Origin of the sequence: Streptococcus oralis ATCC 49296, assembly GCF_000185265.1 — a bacterium.
GTDB lineage: Bacteria > Bacillota > Bacilli > Lactobacillales > Streptococcaceae > Streptococcus > Streptococcus oralis_BC.
In genome coordinates this window covers 985,632-1,010,191 of record NZ_GL622183.1, presented here as the reverse complement: position 1 = coordinate 1,010,191, position 24,560 = coordinate 985,632, and the positions used below count along the sequence as shown (strand labels likewise).

At 42.2% G+C, this 24,560-nt stretch carries 21 protein-coding genes and 1 pseudogene; all 22 read right to left on the bottom strand.

The window, feature by feature from the left end:
- Positions 1-17: 17 nt before the first annotated feature.
- The gene (locus tag HMPREF8578_RS07115; protein WP_001123779.1) at positions 18-2,234 is read right to left on the bottom strand and encodes a RelA/SpoT family protein; all 2,217 of its coding nucleotides are present in this window, start codon (positions 2,232-2,234) and stop codon (positions 18-20) included.
- Positions 2,235-2,372: 138 nt separating this feature from the next.
- Positions 2,373-3,503: an ABC transporter ATP-binding protein gene (locus HMPREF8578_RS07110; protein ID WP_000229944.1), complete on the bottom strand. Its 1,131-nt coding sequence runs from the start codon at positions 3,501-3,503 to the stop codon at positions 2,373-2,375.
- 114 nt (positions 3,504-3,617) lie between these two features.
- The gene (locus HMPREF8578_RS07105; RefSeq protein ID WP_000560743.1) at positions 3,618-4,487 is read right to left on the bottom strand and encodes a helix-turn-helix domain-containing protein; all 870 of its coding nucleotides are present in this window, start codon (positions 4,485-4,487) and stop codon (positions 3,618-3,620) included.
- 3 nt (positions 4,488-4,490) lie between these two features.
- Positions 4,491-4,877, bottom strand: a complete 387-nt coding sequence (locus HMPREF8578_RS07100; protein WP_000567904.1) for a Mini-ribonuclease 3 — start codon at positions 4,875-4,877, stop codon at positions 4,491-4,493.
- A complete protein-coding gene (cysS, locus tag HMPREF8578_RS07095; RefSeq protein ID WP_000591106.1) occupies positions 4,870-6,213 on the bottom strand; it encodes a cysteine--tRNA ligase in 1,344 nt (447 codons plus the stop codon). The genes HMPREF8578_RS07100 and cysS overlap by 8 nt, the downstream gene beginning before the upstream one ends.
- 17 nt (positions 6,214-6,230) lie before the next feature.
- On the bottom strand, positions 6,231-6,752 hold the full coding sequence (locus HMPREF8578_RS07090; RefSeq protein ID WP_000301980.1) for a dihydrofolate reductase family protein: 522 nt from the start codon (positions 6,750-6,752) through the stop codon (positions 6,231-6,233).
- A gap of 8 nt (positions 6,753-6,760) precedes the next feature.
- On the bottom strand, positions 6,761-7,525 hold the full coding sequence (locus HMPREF8578_RS07085) for a nucleoside phosphorylase (protein WP_000923402.1): 765 nt from the start codon (positions 7,523-7,525) through the stop codon (positions 6,761-6,763).
- A 13-nt stretch (positions 7,526-7,538) separates the two neighbouring features.
- Positions 7,539-7,739 (bottom strand): YdeI/OmpD-associated family protein, encoded by a 201-nt coding sequence (locus tag HMPREF8578_RS07080; RefSeq protein WP_002882686.1) that lies wholly within the window; start codon positions 7,737-7,739, stop codon positions 7,539-7,541.
- A 49-nt stretch (positions 7,740-7,788) separates the two neighbouring features.
- A complete protein-coding gene (gene cysE / locus HMPREF8578_RS07075) occupies positions 7,789-8,406 on the bottom strand; it encodes a serine O-acetyltransferase (protein ID WP_000539960.1) in 618 nt (205 codons plus the stop codon).
- Positions 8,407-8,421: 15 nt separating this feature from the next.
- Complete coding sequence (pnp, locus tag HMPREF8578_RS07070) at positions 8,422-10,635, bottom strand: polyribonucleotide nucleotidyltransferase (protein ID WP_000166428.1); 2,214 nt, start codon at positions 10,633-10,635, stop codon at positions 8,422-8,424.
- A 763-nt stretch (positions 10,636-11,398) separates the two neighbouring features.
- The gene (gene metF / locus HMPREF8578_RS07065; RefSeq protein WP_025168823.1) at positions 11,399-12,265 is read right to left on the bottom strand and encodes a methylenetetrahydrofolate reductase [NAD(P)H]; all 867 of its coding nucleotides are present in this window, start codon (positions 12,263-12,265) and stop codon (positions 11,399-11,401) included.
- Positions 12,266-12,359: 94 nt separating this feature from the next.
- Positions 12,360-14,609 (bottom strand): 5-methyltetrahydropteroyltriglutamate--homocysteine S-methyltransferase, encoded by a 2,250-nt coding sequence (gene metE / locus HMPREF8578_RS07060; protein WP_000108243.1) that lies wholly within the window; start codon positions 14,607-14,609, stop codon positions 12,360-12,362.
- A 260-nt stretch (positions 14,610-14,869) separates the two neighbouring features.
- A complete protein-coding gene (locus HMPREF8578_RS07055) occupies positions 14,870-15,163 on the bottom strand; it encodes a helix-turn-helix domain-containing protein (protein WP_000797740.1) in 294 nt (97 codons plus the stop codon).
- Positions 15,164-15,348: 185 nt separating this feature from the next.
- On the bottom strand, positions 15,349-15,714 hold the full coding sequence (locus tag HMPREF8578_RS07050) for a TIGR02328 family protein (RefSeq protein WP_001241805.1): 366 nt from the start codon (positions 15,712-15,714) through the stop codon (positions 15,349-15,351).
- The gene (locus HMPREF8578_RS07045; protein WP_000438476.1) at positions 15,698-16,102 is read right to left on the bottom strand and encodes a YbgA family protein; all 405 of its coding nucleotides are present in this window, start codon (positions 16,100-16,102) and stop codon (positions 15,698-15,700) included. The genes HMPREF8578_RS07050 and HMPREF8578_RS07045 overlap by 17 nt, the downstream gene beginning before the upstream one ends.
- Positions 16,103-16,232: 130 nt before the next feature.
- On the bottom strand, positions 16,233-17,318 hold the full coding sequence (locus HMPREF8578_RS07040) for a HigA family addiction module antitoxin (protein WP_000066198.1): 1,086 nt from the start codon (positions 17,316-17,318) through the stop codon (positions 16,233-16,235).
- Positions 17,311-17,415, bottom strand: a pseudogene (locus HMPREF8578_RS12405) (addiction module toxin RelE); the annotation flags it as partial. The pseudogene HMPREF8578_RS12405 and the gene HMPREF8578_RS07040, both read right to left, overlap by 8 nt.
- A 100-nt stretch (positions 17,416-17,515) precedes the next feature.
- Complete coding sequence (locus HMPREF8578_RS07035) at positions 17,516-17,812, bottom strand: STAS-like domain-containing protein (RefSeq protein WP_000256281.1); 297 nt, start codon at positions 17,810-17,812, stop codon at positions 17,516-17,518.
- Positions 17,806-18,705, bottom strand: a complete 900-nt coding sequence (locus HMPREF8578_RS07030) for an ATP-binding protein (RefSeq protein ID WP_000379786.1) — start codon at positions 18,703-18,705, stop codon at positions 17,806-17,808. The genes HMPREF8578_RS07035 and HMPREF8578_RS07030 overlap by 7 nt, the downstream gene beginning before the upstream one ends.
- Before the next feature lie 20 nt (positions 18,706-18,725).
- Complete coding sequence (locus HMPREF8578_RS07025; RefSeq protein WP_000039904.1) at positions 18,726-19,892, bottom strand: restriction endonuclease subunit S; 1,167 nt, start codon at positions 19,890-19,892, stop codon at positions 18,726-18,728.
- Positions 19,885-21,489, bottom strand: a complete 1,605-nt coding sequence (locus tag HMPREF8578_RS07020; RefSeq protein ID WP_001006415.1) for an HsdM family class I SAM-dependent methyltransferase — start codon at positions 21,487-21,489, stop codon at positions 19,885-19,887. The genes HMPREF8578_RS07025 and HMPREF8578_RS07020 overlap by 8 nt, the downstream gene beginning before the upstream one ends.
- Entirely contained in the window at positions 21,489-24,551 is a 3,063-nt protein-coding gene (locus HMPREF8578_RS07015) for a type I restriction endonuclease (RefSeq protein ID WP_001074791.1), read from the bottom strand. Before HMPREF8578_RS07015 ends, HMPREF8578_RS07020 begins: the two co-directional genes overlap by 1 nt.
- Positions 24,552-24,560 lie beyond the last annotated feature (9 nt).

Below are 24,560 nucleotides of genomic sequence, written 5' to 3'. Positions count from 1 at the left end.
AGTAACTGAAGGGAGAATTAGCCGTTGGTCCGTTTGACAGAGTAGACCTCTGGCACACTCTTAATCTTGTCCACGACTGTGGTCAGTGTAGAGAGGTTGGAAATACCAAATGAGACATGGATATTAGCAAATTTCATATCCTTGGTTGGTTGAGCATTAACGGTTGAGATATTCTTTGTCGTGTTGGAGAGAACTTGCAGAACATCATTTAAGAGTCCTGTACGGTTGAGACCATAGATATCGATGTGGGCAGTGTATTCCTTGCTTGAGAATTGATCTTCCCATTCCACATCAAGGAGACGTTGCTCATAGTTTTCTTGGGCACGGAGATTCATACAATCCACACGGTGAATAGCTACACCGCGTCCCTTAGTAATGTAGCCGACAATGTCGTCACCTGGCACTGGATTGCAACACTTAGCAATCCGAACTAGGAGACCTGAAGCCCCTTCAATGACCACACCACCCTCATGCTTGACCTTGAGGGTTTCTTTATTTTCAACCTTAACTTCGCCACCTTTGACAAGCTCTTCTGCTTCCGCCTTGGCCTTGGCACGTTCTTCCTCGCGGCGTTCCTTTTCAGTCAAACGGTTAAAGACGGTAATAGCGCCAATTTCTCCAAAACCAATGGCTGCATAGAGAGCTTCCTCCGTCTTATAGCTGGTCTTTTGAAGGACCTCGTCCATGTGACGCTTGTCCATGAATTTATTGGCCACATAGCCGTTTTCTTGGAACTGGGCCATCAACATCTCACGGCCCTTGTTAACGGATAATTCCTTGTCTTGATTTTTAAAGAACTGACGAATCTTGTTGCGTGCCTTACTGGTCTTGACCATGTTGAGCCAGTCACGACTTGGACCAAAGGAGTTGGGGTTGGTGATAATTTCAACCTGATCCCCTGTCTTAAGCTTGGTTGTCAACGGAACCATACGGCCATTGACCTTGGCACCTGTCGCTTTTTCACCGACTTTGGTATGGATTTCATAGGCAAAGTCAATCGGTCCTGAATCTTTTGGTAGGGAGCGAACCGCACCATCTGGAGTAAAGACGTAAATCTCCTCCGCCAGATAGTTTTCTTTAACAGAGTCCACAAATTCCTTGGCATCGTCAGCCTGGTCTTGGAGCTCCATCATCTCCTTGATCCAGTTCATCCCAATAGCAGATTCCTTGCTGTTGACCTGCCCTTTAATGCCTTTCTTATAAGCCCAGTGAGCTGCTACCCCGTATTCAGCAACCTCGTGCATTTCTTTGGTACGAATCTGGAATTCAATCGGACCTTTTGGCCCATAAACAGTCGTATGAATAGACTGGTAACCGTTGGCCTTACGATTGGCGATATAGTCTTTGAAGCGGCCTGGCATAGGTTTCCAAAGTTCATGCACATACCCCAGCATGGCATAGACATCACTTTGGGTATCCAAGATACAACGAATGGCAATCAGGTCATAAATTTCCTCAAAGCGTTTCTTCTTATCCTGCATCTTGCGGTAGATCGAATAGATATGCTTAGGACGACCATAGATTTTCCCTTTGAGATTGCGTTCGGTAGCATAGTCCTCCAACTTGGTTACGACTTCGTCGACCAGAGCCTCACGTTCTCTGCGTTTTTCTTTCATCATGTGGGTAATCTTGTAAAACTCAGTTGGATTGAGGTAACGGAAAGATAGATCTTCCAACTCCCACTTGACACTGGAAATCCCTAGACGATGAGCAAGTGGTGCATAAATTTCCATGGTTTCTCTGGAAATCCGTTCTTGCTTGTCCTTTCGAAGGTGTTTGAGAGTCCGCATATTGTGCAAACGGTCCGATAATTTAACCAAGATAACACGGATATCCTCAGACATGGCCATAAGCATCTTGCGGTGATTTTCAGCCAATTGTTCCTCGAGTGATTTGTACTCAACCTTACCAAGCTTGGTCACCCCATCGACGATAATCCGAACATCATGACCGAACTCTCTCTCCAAATCATCCAGTGTCGCATCTGTATCCTCAACCACGTCATGCAAAAAACCGCAGGCAACGGTTACGGCATCTAGCTTGAGCTTAGCCAGAATGCCTGCTACCTGAATGGGATGAATAATATAGGGCTCACCTGATTTCCGAAACTGCCCACTATGACAGTCAACTGCGTAAATCAATGCTTTTTGTACAAAAGCAACGTCTTCCTTTGTTAAATATTCTCTCGTTAAAGCGACTACCTGATCGCCCGTCAAATTCACTTCTTTCGGCATCTATACTCTCCAATTCTTCCTACCATTTTATCACTTTTTTAAGGATATGAAAACTAGAAAAGCCTGTTTTTATGCCAATACCAATCATTAAAAAAACACTGCCAGATTTCTCTAGCAGTGTTTTGACATTTCATTTGCTTAGTAGACAGTTTTTTCAGTTTCTACGTCGAAGAAGTGTGCTTTGTTCAAGTCAAATCCAAGTTCAACTGTTGCACCTGTTTGCAAGTAGTCACGAGCATCCACTTTTGCAACAAATTCGTCTTTACCAACTTGGCAGTAAAGGTGAGATTCTGAACCAAGCAATTCTGATACGGAGATAGTAGCTTTGACAACTGACTCTGGGAATGTTTCAAGGAAAGCAGGTTCTGCATTCACATCTTCTGGACGGATACCGAAGATCAATTCTTTTCCTTCGTAGCCTTTATCACGAAGAACTTTCAAAGCACCTTCTGGAACTTTCAAGCGGAAACCGTCAGAAACAATTTCGCTACCAACCAATTTCACATTGATGAAGTTCATAGCTGGGCTTCCGATAAATCCTGCTACAAATTTGTTAACTGGGTTTTTGTAAACTTCTTGAGGGGTACCGATTTGTTCAACACGTCCGATAGTACCTGTACCAGCAGGGTTCTTAGTTGCTGACATGATAACGATACGGTCTGCAAGTGTCATCGCTTCTGTTTGGTCGTGGGTTACGTAGATAGTTGTAGCACCGATACGACGGTGGATCTTCGCAATTTCAGCACGCATAGATACACGAAGCTTGGCATCCAAGTTTGACAAAGGTTCGTCCATCAAGAACACTTTTGCATCACGGACGATAGCACGACCCATGGCAACACGTTGACGTTGACCACCTGAAAGGTCAGCTGGTTTACGATCCAAGAATTCTTTCAAACCAAGGATTGCTGCTGCTTCTTGCACACGTTTGTCGATGTCTTCTTTGCTGTACTTACGCAATTTCAAACCAAAAGCCATGTTGTCATACACAGTCATGTGTGGGTAAAGAGCGTAGTTTTGGAATACCATGGCGATGTCACGGTCTTTTGGAGCTACGTCGTTGACAACCACGCCATCGATAGATGCAGTACCTTCTGTAATGTCTTCAAGACCAGCAATCATACGAAGAGTTGTTGATTTACCACATCCTGAAGGACCTACGAAAACGATAAACTCCTTATCTTTAATGTCCAAGTTAAAGTCTTCAACTGAGTAGTGTTCGCTGTTTGGATATTTTTTGTAAATGTTTTTAAGATTTAATTCTACCATGGAAGGTGAACTCCTTTTATTTTTTGATAGTTTTATTATAAATGAAAACGCTTTACATTTCTATGGCAAGGTGACCAAAAAAATAAAAAAGTTCTGTGCAACTTGCACAAAACTTTAAAGAATATCTGGTAAAATCAACTGATAACACAAGGTAAGATCCGTTAACTCCTTCAACTGAAGCCCTGTCAATTCTTCCCATCTATCAATCTTGTATTGGAGAGAGTTGCGGTGCAGATAGAGTTGCTGGGCCGTTTTAGTTAGGACGGCACTGTTTTCCCAGAGAGAAAGGATAATTTCCTGAATCTGGTCCTGGTCCAAAATCATCTGGTGCAGGCAGTCTTTAATGACTCTCAGGTCCACAATCCTTTCTCCCATACTCCAAAGATATAGCTGTGAAAAGGTATGTACACCTTGATGCCCCTGACGCCACCAAGTCTTAAACAAATCTCGCTCCGCTTTGATCAAGTCTGATAGGGCTTGAGGGCCTGTCTGAGGCCAAACCTGGCCTAACATGATCGACAGACGAAGGCCAAAGTCATACTCAACCGCTTCAATCGTATCAGATAAGATTGAGCGGACAGAGCTGTACTTATCTTGTTGAAGCACAAATACATAATCCTGAACTCCGACCTGCAATACTGTCTGGCAGTTGGGAAAGAGAGTTTGCATCATATCCAACCAAGAGGCTAGATTTTCCTGTTGGTAATAAGACAGATGGCAATAAACCAATTGAATCTTTTTGAAAGCTTGCGGTGCCTGCCCCTTCCCCTCAATCAAATAGGGATACCAAGGATTGAGCGAACGAGCCTGCTCCTGCTGGGTCAAAAGGGCAACCAGCTGCTTTTCACGCTCGCTGAGCCCAGCTTCCTCCAGTAAAATCCACTGCTGAGAAGCTAAAGGAAGAGTAAGATAGCCCGGTTTCTCTACTGGCTGATCTGAAATCTGAGCTTCAGGGAACCAGTCTTGTAATTCCTTTGCAATCATATTCTAGCCCTCCACTTTTTGGATGCACCAAGAAATTATAGTCTCTAGACGCTCCACATTTTCAGTCAGATGGAGATAGCCCATGACCGCTTCAAATCCTGTAGACATGCGATAAGTTACGACATCCGCATTTTTAGCCTTTGTGTGGCTATTGGTATTGCGGCCTCGTTTATAGATTTCTTCTTCTTTTTCCGTCAAGACTTGCTCTTCCAACATGAGGGCAATCAAGTGAGCTTGAGCCTTGGCTGACACATACTTAGTCGCCTCTTGGTGGAGTTTGTTGGGTTTGGTCATGCCTTTAAGGATGAGATGGCGACGGATATACATGGAATAAACCGCATCTCCTTCGAAGGCAAGCGCAATCCCGTTAATGAGATTGACATCAATCACGAGTCCACCTCACTCCATCCTTGGTGTCAAGGAGCTTAATTCCTTGAGCAGCCAATTGGTCACGGATTTGGTCTGCTGTCGCAAAGTCACGATTAGCACGCGCTTCTTGACGTTTTTGGATTAAGGCTTCAATGTCTGCATCCAAAACTTCCTCAACAAAGACAATCCCAAAGACCTCCAACATATCCGCAAGAGCTTGCTTAACACTTGCATCATAGTTGCCAGAGTTAATCCACTTGGCCATTTCAAAGACAACTGTGATACCGTTGGCAGAGTTGAAATCCTCATCCATAGCAGCTACAAACTTGTCTTTAAAGGCTTGTAACTCTTGGGTATCCACGTTTCCTGTAAATGGTTGTTCATAAGTGTTTTTTAGATATTTGAGATTAGTCTCGGCGTCTCGCACTGCTTTTTCCGTAAAGTTGATAGGCTTGCGGTAATGCTGAGTGGCAAAGAAGAAACGAAGCACTTGCCCATCAAGAGTTTTAAGGGCATCGTGTACGGTTATAAAGTTGCCCAAGGATTTAGACATCTTAACATTGTCGATATTGACAAAGCCATTGTGCATCCAGTAGTTGGCGAAAGTCTTACCTGTTTTGGCTTCAGACTGGGCAATTTCATTGGTATGATGCGGAAACTCCAAATCAGCTCCACCACCGTGGATATCAATGGTATCTCCCAAAATCCCTGTCGACATGACCGAACACTCGATATGCCAGCCCGGACGACCAGGTCCCCAAGGACTGTCCCAAGAAATCTCGTCTGGTTTTGCAGCTTTCCAAAGGGCAAAGTCTACAGGATTTTCCTTGCGAGCCGTTTCTTCATCGGTACGACCTGAAGCACCCAGCTCCAAATCTTCCAAGGTTTTATTGGCCAACTTAGCATAGTTGTGAGATTTTTCCACACGGAAATAGACATCCCCTTGACTCTCGTAGGCAAAGCCTTTTTCAATCAAGTCAGCGACAAAACGAATGATGTCAGCCATAAACTCCACTACACGCGGATGGCGAGTCGCAGGTTTCACGCCCAAGGCCGTCACATCCTCACGAAAGGCAGCAATGTACTTGTCCGCAACCTCCTGAGGCGTGATGCCTTCTTCCTTGGCACGGTTGATAATCTTATCATCCACATCCGTAAAATTGGAAATATAGGCAACTTCGTAGCCACGGTATTCAAAATAACGACGAATGGTATCAAAAGCCACCGTCGAACGGGCATTCCCCACGTGGATATAGTTGTAGACCGTAGGCCCACAGACATACATCTTAACCTTGCCGTCCTCAATAGGTACAAATTCTCGCAAATCACGAGACATGGTGTCATAAATTTTAATCATGCGGTCCACTCCCTTCTCTATTTCTGACTTTTTCGGCTGAAAACTAGCTCTGCAAAAGGGCCAAATTGTCTGAGGCTATCCAGTTGGTAAAAGCGCTGCCCTTCCTCTTGGGTAAAGAGGGGAACCCCCTTTCCTAGGATAAGGGGCGCTATCTGAATAATGAGGTGGTCGAAAAGATCCGCATCCAAGAGCGGTCCTACCAAGGAATTACCACCAATCACAAAGACATTTTTGCCTTTGTCAATCTGCTGAACAAAGTCCACCACATCCCCAGCTACTGGCTGGTAATTGCTGACAGGCAGGTGCCTATCATGCGTAAAGACATAGTTTTCCGTAGCTTGATAAAAACTTTCTACATCTTGTAAATCTTGGATTTCCTCAAAGGTCCGCTTGCCCATGATGGTGATATCCATTTGCCTGTAAAAGTCATCATAGCCTGTATCCTCTACAGAACCAAGCTGATGCAGCCAGTCTATCCTGTGCTGGCTGTCTGCCAAGTAGCCATCCATGGTGATACAGCCGTAAAAATATACTGCCATTCTTGTAGTTACCTTTCTAGTTCCTTTGCTATTGTCAAAGCGATAGTGAAAAAAGTCATGGCATCAGCTGTCCGCTCTTCATGGCGGGCATCCCAGGTTCGGTTATGATGATCCACATAGTCAGCTGTGTAGAAGAACTGATAGACTTTACTCTTGCGAAATTGACTCCAAGCCATGATAGCTGAAGCTTCCATGTCCACCACTTGAGCTCCAGCAGCCAAGCGACGCTTGACCTTATCAGGCGTTTCCCGATAAAAGGCATCAGTCGTCCAAGCCTTGGTGCGGATATGCTCGATATTGTGCTTGTCAAAGATGGCTTCCAGCTCAATCAGCAGAGACTCGTCATAGGCGACTTCGTCACCCGGTGGGGCATAGTGATAGCTAGTTCCTTCATCTCGCAATGCAGCTGCAGGCAGGATAATTTTATCCGCCTCAATTGAGCGGTCCAAAACGCCACAGGAACCTAAAATGATGAAATTTTTGAAGCCTCTGGCCGCCAACTCCTCCAGCTGGCCGACTATCATGGGAGCCCCAATTGGAGCCAACATAACTGCTAGCTTGCTAGGTCCTTGGCCATAAATATACCATGGATGATGGCCGTTTATGCTTTTCAAATAGCCTCCCGGATAGACATCTTCTGACTCAATCAAACGTTTCAGAATTTCGCCATTAAAGGACAGAATGATGGTTTCGCATACCTCTCCCTTGTCATGGACTGGCTTTTCAGTTGGCTCAATAACTGCTGCTACATCTTCAAATTCCTCTAATAGCATAACTTCTCTTTCTTTAAGGCTCCAGCAAATCCGCCTTCATTTTATTTAGACGGCGCAGTTTGGTCTCATCTTTTTTGGCTTCACTGATATAATGAGCCCATTCACGCTGGTGGCTAGGTGGCAGTTTAATAAAGCGCTCCTTAGCAAGACCATCCAAGCGTTCTTGCAACTCAAGAACTGCCTGGTTCAAAATTGCATCTGATAAATCTGACATAGTTCTTACCTCCTGTCATACTTCACCTCGATAACTTTGCTACCCTATCCTACAGACTTGATGAATGGTGACTGGCTTCTCTAGCCTGCTCTAGTTTATTGACGTAGTACTCTCGTTTTTCTTCGACTTCGTGGATCGTTGGTTCATCCTTCTGTCCATGAACGCGAACAATCTTAGCTGGAATACCGACAACTGTCACATCACTAGGTACGTCTGCCACGACTACTGCAGCAGCACCGACTTTGGCATTTTCACCGATTTCTACCGGTCCGATGACTTGGGCATGGGCTGATATGAGAGCTCCTTTACGCACAGTCGGATGGCGTTTGCCAACATCCTTACCAGTCCCACCAAGAGTCACTCCGTGATAGAGAAGAACGCCTTTTTCAACAATCGCCGTCTCTCCAATCACCAGACCTGAACCATGGTCGATAAAAACACCTGAGTCAATCTGGGCACCTGGATGAATCTCAATCTGAGTCCAAAAGCGCCAAAACTGACTGTGCATACGAGCCAAGAGTTTAAAGCCATGCTTCCAGAGAAAATGCGAGAGACGGTGGGCAGCCAAGGCCTTGACACCTGGATAGGTCAGTAGAACCTCCAAACTGTTGCGTGCCGCTGGATCATTTTCTTTTACAATATCAATGGTTTCGCGCCACCATCCCATACATTTCTCCTTTTCTTATTCTGAATCTTTTGGTGTTTCTGTAAATTCTTTCTTAGGTTTGTGGTCCTTGTGATGACGTGGACGGTGAGGTCGCTCAGACTTTTCACCTTTTTCATCATGCTCAGGTTTTGGAGGACGAGGAAGAAGAACTTTCATAGAGGCATCGATACGGCCTTTTTCATCAATCTTGATAACCTTAACATCGACTTCATCACCGATAGCTACCAAGTCTTCTACACGGTTGGTACGCGTCCAAGCCATTTCCGAAATGTGAACGAGGGCATCTGTCTTGTCAAAGAGGTTGACAAAGGCACCAAATTTCTCGATACGAACAACCTTGGCATGGTAAACTTCATCTACTTTAGCCTCACGGACCAAGCCAGCGATGATTTCTTTGGTTCGGTTAATAGCATCTTGGTCGCTAGAGTAGATAGAAACATTACCTTCTTCGTCGATATCAATCTTAACGCCTGTCTCAGCGATAATCTTGTCGATGGTTTCTCCACCCTTACCGATGACAATCTTAATCTTGTCGACATCGATCTTGATGGTATCAATTTTCGGTGCAGTTGGAGCCAATTCTGGACGAACTTCTGGAATCGTTGCTTCAATCACATCAAGGATTTCAAAACGCGCTTTCTTGGCTTGGGCAAGGGCCTCAGTCAAGATTTCTGCAGTAATCCCTTGAATCTTGATATCCATTTGAAGGGCTGTAATCCCCTCACGAGTACCGGCAACCTTGAAGTCCATATCTCCAAAGTGGTCTTCCAATCCTTGGATATCTGTCAATACTGTGTAGTTATTTCCATCTGAGATAAGACCCATAGCAATACCAGCTACTGGCGCCTTGATTGGCACACCACCAGCCATAAGGGCAAGCGTTCCCGCACAGATAGAAGCTTGAGAAGAAGAACCATTTGATTCCAAGACCTCAGCTACCAAGCGGATCGCATACGGGAATTCTTCCAAACTTGGCAAGACTTGAGCAAGAGCACGCTCACCGAGAGCACCGTGACCAATTTCACGACGACCTGGTGCACCATAACGACCTGTTTCCCCTACAGAGTATTGAGGGAAGTTATAGTGGTGCATAAAGCGTTTCTTGTACTCTGGGTCCAAACCATCGATGATTTGAGTTTCTCCCATCGGAGCCAAGGTCAAAACTGAAAGGGCTTGAGTTTGTCCACGAGTGAAAAGGCCAGAACCATGTACACGAGGAAGATAGTCAACAACCGCATCCAAAGGACGGATTTCATCGACCTTACGACCGTCAGGACGCACCTTGTCTTCTGTGATCAAACGACGCACTTCAGCGTGCTCCATTTGTTCCAAGATTCCAGCCACATCACGCATGATACGGTCAAATTCTTCGTGGTCTGCATATTTTTCTTCGTAAACTGCGGTTACTTGGTCTTTAACTGCTTGAGTTGCAGCTTCACGAGCTAATTTTTCTTCTACTTGTACCGCTTTTTGGAGGTCGCTGTTGTAGGCTGCGATGATTTCAGCCTGTAATTCAGCGTCTACATGAAGCAATTCCACTTCTGCTTTTTCCTTACCGACAGCAGCAACGATTTCTTCTTGGAAGGCAATCAATTCTTTGACTGCTTCGTGACCTTTCAGAAGGGCTTCCAACATGATTTCTTCTGACAATTCTTTGGCACCAGACTCTACCATGTTGATAGCGTGCTTGGTACCAGCTACTGTCAATTCAAGAAGAGATTGCTCTGCCTGTTCTTGAGTAGGGTTGATGATGATTTGGCCATCTACATAACCCACTTGTACTCCAGCGATTGGTCCGTCAAACGGAATATCTGAGATAGAAAGTGCCAAGGATGAACCAAACATTGCTGCCATTGGTGCAGAAGCATTTTCATCGTAAGAAAGAACTGTGTTGATGACTTGGACTTCATTACGGAAACCTTCCGCAAACATAGGACGGATTGGACGGTCAATCAAACGTGCTGTCAAAGTTGCATCTGTCGAAGGACGCCCTTCACGTTTCATAAAGCCACCAGGAAACTTCCCAGCCGCATACATTTTTTCTTCGTAGTTAACTTGAAGTGGGAAGAAATCCCCAGTTGCCATCTTCTTAGACATAACGGCCGCAGTCAAGACAGTTGACTCACCGTAACGGACGACAACAGAGCCATTTGCTTGCTTAGCAACCTGACCAGTCTCTACGATTAATTCACGACCCGCAAAAGTCGTTTGAAACACTTGTTTTGTCATTTTAATCCCCTTTGGATTGATGAAATTATACGCCTTGCCTACAAAGATCAAGATACTAAGGTTGCAAAAAGCAAAGTAAAAATAGGAAACTGGCGAAGTCTTCGATGAAGACAAGACAGTTTATCTTTTTTACACAGCTTTTCGGCCGGGTTCAATTTTCAAGATACTAAGCCGTTAAGCAACTCAAAGGAAAATAGGAAATCGAACGACGGAGCGACTGCTCCTAGGTAGATTTATCTTTTTCCACAGAGTTGTAGGCGTGTTCAATTAATCAAGATATTTTGGACGGTTCGGTTTGCCGAACATTTCTATAGAAAAATAGGAAGGTGACGCCACACTCGATGAGTGCTAGGAAGCTTATCTTTTTTCCTAAGAAATGAGACCAAAATTCAATTAAGAATTTTTTTGATATTTCACTGACACAGTGCGGACGGGAGCAACTTCCTTCGGAATTTCATCCCTAATTTTTAAGCCTGAAGTCTCAAAAATTCCGTCCTAGAAAATAACAGAGTTATTCTCTAGGATACCACTATAGTGTGAAATATCTTTTAACACTCACTTCGTTCGTATTTATTATAGAACCAATTATCAGATTTCGATTAAAAATTAATCAACTATTAAAAAATCCTTAATACCCTAAATACCCTCATCTTTGTATCAAGTACGTACAGAGTCTATTTTATCATATTTTTCTTAAAAAGTGCGGGCTTTTCTATTAAAAAGGAACCATTCCCCTCACCTGAGAAGAATGGTTTGCTTTTTATTATCCTAAAGACTGATGATTAAACAAGGCATGGGTTGCTTGGTGGATGTATTTGGCTGTTTCAGCATTGTTCATGGTGTAGAGATGCACACCTGCGACATCCTGGGTTACCAAGTCCACGATCTGATCCACGGCATAGGCAAGTCCTGCTGCTCTGAGCGACTCAGGGTCATGCTCATACTTGTCTAAGATGGCCTTAAATTTGCGTGGAAGATGGATATTCTCACACGTTTTCAATAGACGAAGCGCTTGATTACGGTTAAGAATGGGCATGATCCCCGCATGAATAGGAACATCAATCCCTGCCAAGGTACACTTATCTTGGAAATCGTAGAAGCGCTCATTGTCAAAGAAAAGTTGCGTTACAAGGCTTGAACAACCTGCATCCACTTTCTTCTTGAGATTTTGAATATCTGAGATTTGGTTTGGCGAGTCAGGATGCCCCTCTGGGTAGCAAGCGCCAACAATATCAAAGTGAGGAGCTTGTTCCTTGATGAACTCAATCAAGTCCGTTGCGTAGCGGAAATCCTTTTGTGGTTCCACATCAGGGATAATATCCCCACGCAAGGCCAAGATTTTCTGTACCCCAACCTTATCCAAGTCTGCAATGGTTTCAGCAACCTTTTCCTTGGTCAGATAGATAGCTGGCAAGTGGGCAATGGTTGGAATCGCCAAGTCATTCTGGATAAAGTCAGCCAAACGAACCGTTGTTTCCTTGATATTAAATTTATTATTGCTGGCAGTCACACTGATAAAGTGAGGTGTCAGCTCCCGCATATCCTGCAAGGCTGAAATAATTTTATCATTACCCACAGCTGGGTTTGGAGGGAACACTTCAAATGAAAGTGACGGTGTTTGGCGTGACATAGTCATTATCCTTTTCTTTTTGATTTCATGATTGCTGAGCCAGCTAGGGCCAAGCAGTTCCTTGATCAGTCAGGGTCACGAGCGAAATCTTATCTTATAATTTCTCACGCGCAGCTTTTGCTGCTTCGACAAGGCGGATCAAGCTTTCTTTTGTTTCTGGAATACCACGTGTTTTCAAACCACAGTCAGGGTTGATCCAAACTTTCTTGCTTGGTACTTTAGCAAGAATAGCATCGATTGTGTGGTCGATTTCACCTTCATTTGGCACACGAGGTGAGTGGATATCGTAAACCCCAGGTCCCACTTCTGTTTGGAAGTTTTTCGCTTTGAGTTCGTCCAAGATTTCAAGGTTTGAACGGCTTGCTTCAAAGGAAATAACGTCCGCGTCCATGTTGTCGATAGCTGGGATGATATCTGTAAATTCTGAGTAACACATGTGAGTGTGGATTTGTGTATCTGGCGCTACTGTTGAGTGTACCAAGCGGAAGGCTGGAATAGCCCAGTCAAGGTAGTCTTCGTACCAGTCGCTACGACGGAGTGGCAATTTCTCACGAAGAGCAGCCTCGTCGATTTGGATGATTTTCACACCTGCAGCTTCAAGGTCAAGAACTTCATCCTTGATGGCAAGAGCGATTTGAAGAGTTGAATCCTTGATAGAAATGTCTTCACGTGGGAATGACCAGTTAAGGATGGTAACAGGTCCAGTCAACATACCTTTGACAGGCTTGTCTGTACGGCTTTGTGCGTAGCTAGACCATTTGACAGTGATTGGGTTGAGACGAGTTACATCACCCCAGATGATTGGTGGTTTCACCCCACGCATACCGTATGATTGTACCCAACCATTCTTAGAGAAGAGGTAACCTGACAAGTTTTGACCGAAGTACTCAACCATGTCGTTACGCTCGAATTCACCGTGTACAAGCACGTCAAATCCAACTTCTTCTTGCCATTTGATCCATTCGTCGATGGTTTCAGCAAGGAAGGCGTCGTACTCTTCTTGTGACAATTCACCCTTACGGTAAGCCAAACGTTTAGCACGGACTTCCTTAGTTTGAGGGAATGAACCGATGGTTGTTGTTGGAAGGGCTGGAAGTTTAAAGGCTTCTTCTTGGATAGCTTCACGTTCTGCAAAGGCTGGCAAACGAGTGTAGTCAGCGTCTGTCAATCCAGCGATGCGCGCACGAAGTTCTGCATTTTCACCCACACGCTCAGTCGCAAAGAGTTCTTTATTGGCTGCAAGAGCTTGTTCACCTTGACCATTGCGGATAGCATCCAAATCACGAATTTCATCCAATTTTTCAACTGCAAAAGCAAAGTGGTTCAAGATAGCTGGTTCAAATTCTTCGTTAGCCGTTGTAAATGGCACATGAAGAAGTGAGCATGAGCTTGTCAAGACAATGTTTTCAGCTGGGATTTGTTCAAGAACAGCCAAGCTCTTTTCGTAGTTGTTACGCCAGATGTTTTTACCATTGACAATCCCTGCATAGAGAGTCTTGTCCGCTGGGAAACCACCTTTCACAAGTTCAAGAGTTTTCTTACCTTCAACGAAGTCAAGACCAATCGCATCTACTGGCAAGTTCACAAGATCAGAGTAAACGTCACGAACGTCTCCGAAGTAAGTTTGAAGCAAGACTTCAAGACCTTTTTTGTCAGCCAAAAGCTTGTTGTAGAGGTTCAAGAAGAGAGCTTTTTCTTCAGCTGTCAAGTCTTTGACAAGAGCCGCTTCGTCGAGTTGGATGCGAGTTGCACCAAGCTCCGCCAATTTAGCAAAAACTTCTTGGTAAGCAGCTACTAAGCTGTCTACGAAGTCTTCTGCTTTCACGCCTTCTTCAAAGTCTGACAATTGAAGGAAAGTGAATGGACCTACAAGAACAGGTCGAGTGTTCAATCCAAGTTCTTTGGCTTCTTGGAACTCATCGAAAATTTTGTGACCTGCCAATTTAACTTGAGTATCTTTTTCAAATTTAGGCACGATGTAGTGGTAGTTGGTGTTGAACCATTTCTTCATCGGAAGGGCACGAACGTCCCCTTTTTCCCCTTGGTAACCACGTCCCAAAGCAAAGTAGCGCTCAAGGTCAGATAAGTCCAAGTTTTGAACGGAAGCAGGTACCACGTTGAAAAGGAAAGCTGCATCTAGGAAGTTGTCATAGTGAGAAAAGTCATTTGATGGGATTTCAGTGATGCCTTTTTCTTTAACAATGTTCCAGTGTTTTGCACGCAATTCTTTTGCTGCTGCTAAGAGTTCTTCTTCTGAGATTTCTTTTCTAAAGTATTTTTCAGTTGTAAATTTTAATTCGCGGAATTCACCTAAACGAGGGAAACCGATGATCGTAGTTGACATGATGTGTCCTCCAAAATTTGTTGTTGAAACTATCTTAACAGAAAAGAAACTGTCTGTATAATTGTAAATAATTAGGCTTTGATATAGTTTGAAACTATATCACTTTTTCGAACAAAAGAAAAAGACTTGAGACCAGTGTCTCAAATCCTTTGTATTGCTTGTTTTATTGCTGTATTTTAGTTAGAATGCTCAAACGAACTATTGACGATTCTCATCAGTGACTATGGCTTGTTATTAGAAAAGACTATAGGTCAGTTTAATCAATTTTTTTCCTGTTCAAGTGGGACGACTGCTAGTGTCTTTCCTAAACTGGCTAAGACTTTTAAGACCGTATCCAACTGAGGACTGGTCTTTCCTGTCTCCATCCTAGCTATAACAGGCTGGCTCACTCCACTGAGTTCTTCTAGTTTTTTCTGACTGATACCTTGCTCATGTCTAGCTTCTATCAACTCACTCATGATGGCCACTCGCATATCACTTTCAAGGATTTCCTCCTTGGTAAAGAGTTCTTTTCGGACATCCTTCCAATTACTCCCAATGGCGCTATTTTTCATCACTTAACCCTCTTTCTTTTAAGTCCTTCAGTTCACGCTTGGCTTTCTTAAATTATAACTTAAAAGTTATTAAAAGTAAATCCTAATACCAATAAAAAGAAGACCTTAGAATCATTCTAAAGGTCTCATTTTTATTATTCGAAAAAATTATGAGAGGAGTTATAAATTGGAGATAATCCTGACTCTTACACCAACTCAATCCCCTTCTCTCGGAGATTAGCCAGACACTCCTCATAGTATTCTGCATCATGTTCACTATAGATGGGCTTGCCTAGCTTCTCCTCGAGTAAGTCTTGATACGGAGGACGGGTCTTACCACGGTAGTTCTTGTCCAGCCACTCTGGACTGACATTATAGCCACGGTCAGCCATCTCCTCCATGATCAAGAGATGATAAGCATAGAGTTGATAGGGCGAGTGGGTAAAGACATAGTTCACCGTCGCATGCTTTCTCCCCCAGCCATTGCCACGCAGGGCGCAACACTCTCGATGTTGCCCCAAAAGTTGAGGACGGGGAAGTTGTGAAATCAAAGCCTCATGCCAAAGTCTCATGGGAGTCTCCTTTCAGCAAAGTCGAATGTTGCAAGTAGCTATTTGGATAGCGATCCAGCAACTCTCGAGTTTTAGCAATCAAGTCTTCCTTGGAAACCTGACCAAAGCGGTAGCGATCCAGCAAGAGCAGATAGTCCTTGCGCTCAGCATCTGTCGCTTTCTTCTTGAAATAGCCCCAAATATGCTGAAAGGCATTGCAAACCTGACCCCTGTGTTCTGGAATCTGGCAAGCACGGTCAATCATCTCTTGAACCAGACTCAGCTCCACCTCTTCATTCTTCAAGTATTGGCGAATCTCATTGTAAATATTGCTAGAATGGCTCAAAACGAGGTATTTGTTTCTAGCCCAGAGTTGCTGGCACTGGGATTTTTGGTTAGTTTGTTCCATATTTCTCCTTACTTTCTATCCGTTTCCAGGGAATATGGAAACAATGTTGTACCTTAAAAATGAACGAATTAATGACTTCACATGACTGACTGTATGAATCTTTTTTCTTCTTCTAAAAATTTCCTGACACTTAGGAAACAAAGTAATAATTCTCTTTTAGTTCTCGGAAACGGTCAAAACCTAGAATACCTTCATTTTGTAATCTGCCTAAAACAACGCTAGGATGAATATCGATTTCCTCCGCAAAACGTATGATATCTGACTTATCAAAATTTCCTTTTCCTACAAAAGCTTGATAATCTTCTGGCCTAATCAAGAAATCTTTTACAAACTGGTCTGCCTGTTCCTCAGAACGAAGATAGGACTCACTGTTTCCTTCATCAGATGAAAAATCATTCTCCAGAATGTGTCCAATCTCATGAAATAGTGAGAACCAGAAAATGTCTGGCGCTTTGTTTCGATCCGTCAGTAAAAGCAAGGCGCTACCATTACTGAACTTTTTAGTCGCTCCATTCAAATTGGCATTTGGCAAAGCAGGTAAACCGACTAAGACAACACCACAGTCTAGCAAGATATCAGACAAGCGTTGAGGAGAGACTTCTGGGTCTTGTCTGCTCAACTTTCTCAACGCAGGCAGGCTTCTCTCTAGCTTTCTGCGATTTAGCTTAGTTGTCGTTTTATCACGCGCTTTTTTAGACGCCAACTCCAGCATGATATTAGAGTTTACTATACTTTTAGTTGTAAACTCACGCGTATTCCGATAGCTGACTAGATAGTTAAAAGATGTAAGGCTTTCTAAACTTGCCACACCTAAAATCTTGCGAAGCTCGATAATCTTTTCCTTCAAGCTATAGCGTTTGTCTAGCACGTAGTCTTCTTCCTTAAAATACTTGAAAGCAATCATCTCACAGATTTCTTTCTCGCCACCTTCTTCTAGCTCTTTTTGTTCTACAATCTCTGCAACTTTTACATCATAAGCATTCTGAAGATTGAGCCAGGTTTGCATTGAAACTCCGCTTAGTTTGGCTAATTTATGAGCCGTTTCCTTACTAATGGACTCCTCAGCATTGACAAGCTTGCTGACAGTCTTTGCTGAAACTCCCAAACGATTCGCAAATTCTTTCTGCGTTACATTATAATCTTCAATCAATTCTTCAACATACTGACCTGGATGAAAAGCAATCAGGTCTTTGTATTCAATAATTTTATTACTCATAGTGATTGCTGACCTCCTCTATTTTTAGAATTTCGATTTCTACAGGACTAGGAAATACCTTCTCCATATCCTCCTCCCGAAATTCTACAATCAGCCTATTTGTTCAAATTAAATTACCTTTTAGGTAATTTAATTTTAGCATCTTTTGAAAGTAAAAACCAACCAAATATAAATTTGGCTGGAATTCTTAACAAGCTTTATACTACTGCAATTTTTGACGTTTCAAATGCAAATCGATTTTTAATTAAAGAATTAATTTGCGAATTTGAATTAATAATTTTTAAATCTTCTCTAATTCGCTCAAATGAATAATCACTTAATAAATTAATAAATGCTGAATTAACAAAAGACGTACTTACATATGGAACCGATTCAAACGATACAACGACTGTTTGATTCGCTTCAAATGCTCTTTTTATTTTATCAAGTATAATAAGACCCGATTGATTATCTGAATAATTGTTTACAATATTTTTCACTTCAATCGTTACCATGAAAATTCCTCCTCTTCTTCTAAGTCATATAGATGTTCATTAGACACATCAATTACTAATTCGAAAAAAGTACCTGGATATGATTCGCTAAAAGATTTTGATTTAACAATTTCGTTGTTAAATATTTCAATCATACCACAATTTGAGAGAATTGTCACTCTAGAAACTTCATTTTTTGTTAAAGTATTCATTATATTAGACAAGCCTGCACCTCTATTTTGTGGTACCGATTGAGAAGAAACTCCTTCTTGCAATGCATATTCTATCAATTTATCATCCGATAAATCCCCATTAAATTTCTCACGAATAGTCGTCGGTATTCCTACACCAAAATCTGATACTGAAATAATAATTTCGTTCTTATTTGGATAGTGCTGGCCAAAGATACAACCTATTTTTTCAGTTGAATGATCAGATATATTATTAAATATCTCGTCAATCGCCACACAGATTGATGAAAAATCATTTTTTCTCTTCGTCTGATTCTGCAACCATATCATAAGATCTGATTGTTGCCATTGATTAATTCTACTTGTTTCAACATGCTTCAAAGTCAATGTTGTAGGCCGTAAATTAGGTTTTTTGAAAATATCCTCTTGACCAAAATTCTTAAAGAATCCACAATCAGATAAATAATTCATCACCTTTCTATTTTCAACATTTTCTGTCTCAGTATCAACGATAAATGTAACCTCAATCTTCTTGTTTTTTTCAGCCCATTTAATAATATTACTCAAGGAAACCATACCAGAAGGCTCAGAGAATTCAATTCTTCTCATATCAATTTGAACTTCCGAACCAATTTCTGATTTAGTTACGTAGTCTCTAAATTTAATAACAACCTCTCTGATTGATTCTTTATTTAAATGCTTAGGAAGTACAATCGTATCCATTTATTCCTCTTTTCTTTTCCCTACTCCACCTTCACCTGTCCATTCATCAGCATTGGCAAGAGCCAATCGCGAAGTTGGGTAAGTTCTTGATTTTGTACATTATTTTGTAAAACTTGGGTTCTAATGCTATCAGTAATTTCCCCGAATTTCTGTATATAAGTTTTTTCAAATGGAATCTGGAAGCCAACCATTATATCAGGCGATACCCTTTTATGACTATTTGATGTTCCTGTTGTGAATCGTGTGCAATATTCAATAAATTCTTTACTAGTTGCAACTTGGTATAAAAAATTTTTCTCAAATCGATTAAAAGTTTTCCATACAATAAACTCTGTTGATGATATTGCATTTTCTTCTAAGTTATAAACAACTCGATTAAACCATGGGTTAAGTTTTGAAACTAATAAGTCACTTTTTTCAACTATAAATTTATTACTTCTAATAGTTTCTCCAAGCTCATATGAGAAAGAACCTGAAACATCATATTCTGGTATACTATAATATTTAAATTCTTCTTTAGGAGTTTTCATTGGATTTATTGTCTCTCTACCAATTTCAAGCAATGAAGACAACTTCTCCACTCCCCACCTCACTGGGATTTCGCGTTTGAGTTCTGGGTTATAGACCATCTTTCCGCCTGATGATTTGTAGGGTTTGCCATTCTGGTCTGGGAAATCAAACTGCACAAACCAGTAGTCATAGAGGGTCTTAGCCATAACTTCCAACTCTTGGTTGATTTGGTTGTTTATTTGGATTTTTTTATCGATTAAAGATAGAATTTTAATAGTCCTTTGTTGACATGTTTTATCACGATAAGCCCTAATCTTAATCGGATGCAAATGGTTTCTATTCATTGTTGGTACACCAGAACCAGATTTTTGATTACCTAAATCCAAATATTGCAATAAATAATATATATATTCAATATCATTCCCTTTGAATTCTTTCACAAAGAGTGAAGTATTGTGAGGGAAAAAATTTTCTCTAATCAAGTGAGGATTACCAACTGTACCACTTCTACCAATTGTGATGCCAGGCCCCTCAACTTTATACTCGTTATGATAGCCTAAAATACCATTTGATGATTGTACCGGATACTTGCCTTCTACAAACTTTGATTTTGGCAAGTCATATCCTCTTTGAAACTCAACTAAGTCACCTAGTATACACTCTTCTAACTTACTCATACTTCAACCCCTTCATTTGTTCTTCAATTTCTTGCTCCAATGCATGCGATTGCTGGAAGAGGTCTGAGAGTTTGTCTTGAAAGGCGGTCATCTTGGCTTCAAACTCGTCTGCTGTGATATCTACATAGTCAATCTTGATGTCAAAGTATTGACCTGCGCTGAGAGAGTAGTTTTTCTCCTTGATATCCTCATAAGAGACGGTGACTGAAAAGTCCTCGACGGCTTCTTTCTTGATAAAGGTCTCGACGATCTTCTGCTCTTCCTCAGGAGATAGCACAGTCTTTTGATTCTTGCCTTCCTTGACCTTGGTTCCGAGGTTTGAGGCATCGATGAGGACGACATCGTCCTTGTTTTTCTTATCGATAAAGAGGATAGAGACGTTGGTACCTGTCGTCGCAAAGATATTAGACGGCATGGAAACGACACCCGCCAGCATTTGATTATCCACCAAGTGTTGACGGATGGCCTTATCAATCCCTGATTGGGCAGTGATAAAGCCTGTCGGTAAGACAACAGCCGCTTGACCGTCTGGCTTCAAGGAGTAGATGATATGCTGGACAAAGAGCTCATAAATCGCCATCTTATCCTTAGACTTGGCTGGAACCTTTGGCACACCTGCAAAGAAACGCTCACTGGCTTCTGGCAAGGTCTCCACTTGGTCACGCCACTCTGAAAAGTCCAGCTTAAAAGGAGGATTGGACACGATATAGTCCATCTTTTCAGGATGGCGATTGGCGATGATGGTATTTCCCTGTACGATATTGTGAATGGAGTGTTGCAGTCCATTCAAGATCAGATTGAGACGGAGGAGATTAGACGATTTTTGCGAGATATCCTGACTATAGACAGTGGTCTTGTCCACACCGATACGACTAGCCAGGTTCATGAGCAAGGTTCCCGAACCAGCTGACGGGTCATAGATCCGCACGTTTGATGGTTGGTCATTTCCCACCAAGATATCAGCGATAATCTTAGCCACAGAGTGAGGCGTGTAGTACTCAGCGTACTTACCACCGCCATCTTTGTTGTAGTCCTTGATCATGTACTCAAAGAGGGTAGAGAAAAAGTCAAAACCTTGTGAAAAAATGGTCTCATCAAACTTAACTCGTGCAAGGAGATTGATGATGGCCTTTGCGACCTCGTTCCGTTTACTGCTATCTGAGATAGTATCAGTAATCAAACGCTCATCAAAGAGACGAATAGCCGTATCTCCGTCTGTATGAACAGAGAAGATATCATTATTGTCAATGGCGATCTGGTTGAGAGTATTTTCAAAAGTTTCGTAGAAAGTCGTCTCGTTTTGCTGACGGTGAAGGGTTTCGATCAACTGGTCAGGCTTGAGCCAAGCTGTGCTGGTACCGATATCCTCCAAGAGCCAGTCATAGTCTTCCTCACTCATGGTCAGTAAGTTTTCATAGGTGTTCCCTGCATCTAGTACCTGTGCTTGATATAAAAACTTATCATTTAAAAAATTGTAGAGGAAAGACTGGGTGAGAAGTTTGTACTCACCCGCTTCTCCGCCCAGTCCTGCATGAGTAAAGACGGCTTTCAAATCATCTACCAAGTCTTGGACTTGGACCTTATATGTTTCATTCATTAGTGTTGGTATTCCTCTTCATATCCTTCAAATAGCGATTCAACCAATCTATCAAAATCTTGTTTGGCCATATTGCTAGCTGATTGGTTTTTCTTCATTTCTTTTCGGGCTTGCTCGCGAATCATTCGCTTTAGATATTCCTCATTATCTAGAACCCCTTGGTTTTGACCGATTCTATGGTCTAATTTAATCTTAGAACCTTTGATAACATGGTAAATAGCTGGAAATTCACTGACCATAGTCGAGTTAGTCACATGCTTGAATGAACGAGCTGCCATTTCATCTCCGTTAAAGTTCATGGTCAATCGTCTCATACGAGTATAATAATCCTCCACTGACTTAAAGAGTTCTTCATAGTCTTTTTGTGTTTCCTTGATATTTTCCATCGTATAGCCTTCTTGACCATATATAAAATGTTTTTGCATGATGCGTTGGAATTCTTCATAGAGAGAAACCCACTCAGGATCCTTTTCATCACGCTGTTTTTTAATCTTACCAGCTACCCGACGTCTCCAATCCTCCAGGTCATTAGCTGCTAGGCGAAGTTCTTCCTCTGCAATCTTGACAAAACTAAAACTTGTCTCAGACATCGCTAAATTTAAGAGCGTTTGACTAGAAAAGTCAGCTGGTTTATCAATCAAGGACAGTGTCAGCATCCGTCTAGAGAGGATATTGAGCAAGGTTGCGACCTGAGCAATGTCAATCTGCTCGACCAATTGATGGTAACCAAGAAGACGAGCAATATTGTAATACTGCTTGATTGACTCCAAAGCTTTTCGTAAATCGATTAACTGCTTTCTATCCTTGATATCATTGATAGCTTGGGAAAAGTATTCCAGATTATCCGTTGGATAGTCAAGCAAGATTAGCTCCGTTTTGCTTAATTCGTGAGAAATCTCGTCTGCAGGGACAAAGAGCGAGCCAAAAACATCCTCTCCATTTTCCCCAGTCAAGGCTGTATCATACTCTTGATTGAGTTCTTCCAAATAGGCACGATTGGTCCTATCAAACTCCTTAGAAATATCCGCGAAGTCAATGACATAGCCAAAGAGATAGTCCTTGTAAGGTCGATTGACACGGGTTAGAGTCTGTAAAAGGTTATGAGCCTTGATTTTACGCCCTAGGTAGAGACGTTTGAGACGAGGGGCATCAAAACCTGTCAAGAGCATGGAGTAGACGATGATGAGGTCAATTTTGCCTTCTTTGTAAGCATCTACCTTGTCTTTCTTCTCTTCCTTATCTCCCTCATCATGGAGAATCAATGCAGATGTCAAGTTGATTGTTCCAGCTTTACGACGTTTTTCTAATTGCTTTTCAAGCTCACGCGCCTGCTTTGACGAGTCACAGACGATCATGCCACCAATCGTCTGATCATCAAAAATTACATCACGTGCACGATTAAAGTCCTCGATGATAAAGTCTAACATAGGTTCTACATAACGAGGGTGAGCAAAGATATCTTCTTTGGACAAACCTCCACGTTGGATCTCTTCATTGATGGATCTGAGATTGTCTTTATAAGAAGTTTCGATATCTTCTCGCATCAGGCGTAGGGTAAAGCCATCATCGATAGACTGGTTGTAGTAGTATTTGTGGATATAGTCCCCAAAAATATCACGTGTGGTCGCATGATTTTCCTTGGTCTTGCCATCTTTCTTATAGGTAATCAATGGGGTCCCAGTCAAAGCAATCTTGATTGCATTGGTGTCTGCCTGATAGAGATTTGGTAGGTAGGAACCGCGTTCATTATAAGAGCGATGGGCTTCATCGATAAAATAGATATTTTGACGATGGAGGTCATAACCAGAGCGGTCAGTCAAGTCTGAATTATCCTTGAACTTCTGGATATTGACCACAGCGACTTCATAGCTGTCTTGTTTTTGATTGAGCTCTTGAGGGCTGTTGATTCGCTTAACCTTGAGACCACGTTTGGTAAATTCTTTAAAGGCTTGGTCTGCCAGATCCAAACGATCCACGACAAAGTAAAATTGAGGGACAATTCCCTGTTTTGAGAAATAATTGGTCAGATAGCGAATATTGAAGAAAGCCAAGGCTGTCTTCCCTGAACCTTGTGTATGCCAGATAACGCCCTTTTTAACACCTTTTGCAATTGTTTCTTCAATGGCACGTGTCGCAAAATACTGAGGGTAGCGCATGACATGCTTCTGCAGTTGCATCTGACCATCCTTGCTCTCTTCCTCTACATAGACTAGTCCAAAACGAAGCATAAAGAGCAGGCGTCCTTTCTGATACAAGGAGGACAGAAAGGCATTGCAAGGTGTGTTAGGGTTTAGGTTTGTTTTGAATTCTGGCTGGGACTTGAGGGCAAAGTGGTTCATGTCATCTAAGACGAAGTCGATTTGGTCCTCTGTTAAGCTTGCTAAGGAATGAAGAAAATCTTCTTCTCTTTCTTCCTTGAAAGCATTAAACTTGGTTTTTGAATAGGCATTTGAACCGTAGTAAGAGCCCTGTTTTTGTTGACCTTGTCCACTGATATAGGGCAAGTTGTCAGACAGAGCTATCAACTGGGTGATATTGTTAAAGCGGCGGAACTTGCGATTTTCAAAGCGCTGTCTCGTTCTGTCTTGCTCCGACTGAATTCCTGTTTTCCCATCTCGAATCGCATTCGGCTGTTTCACTTCGATATAAGAAAGAGGCAGACCATTGATAAATACGACAATGTCAGGACGGAATTCATCCTGGCCATTTTTACAAGTGACTTCAAGCGATAGATGAAAAGTATTGGCTTCAGGGTTTTCCCAGTCAATATAAACGGTATCTTCTTGATCTTGCAGGCGTCTATAGAAAGAACGTCCCAAGTCATTTTGATCTAGTTCCAACTTGATATTGGCCAGTTCTCTCTCAAAGTCTTCCTCTGTCAGGTAGTTGTTAAATTTTAAAAATTGCTCCTTAAAAACAGATACGAGGATATTGGTATCTGGATCTCGTTCTGCAATCTCCTTCCCATTACGGGGAAGATAGGTATAACCCAGTCTCATAAGGTGTAGAGCTGCTGGAATTTGTACCCTGGTTAATTCAGAAAAATCTTTTTTCTTTGCCATCAAAAAACC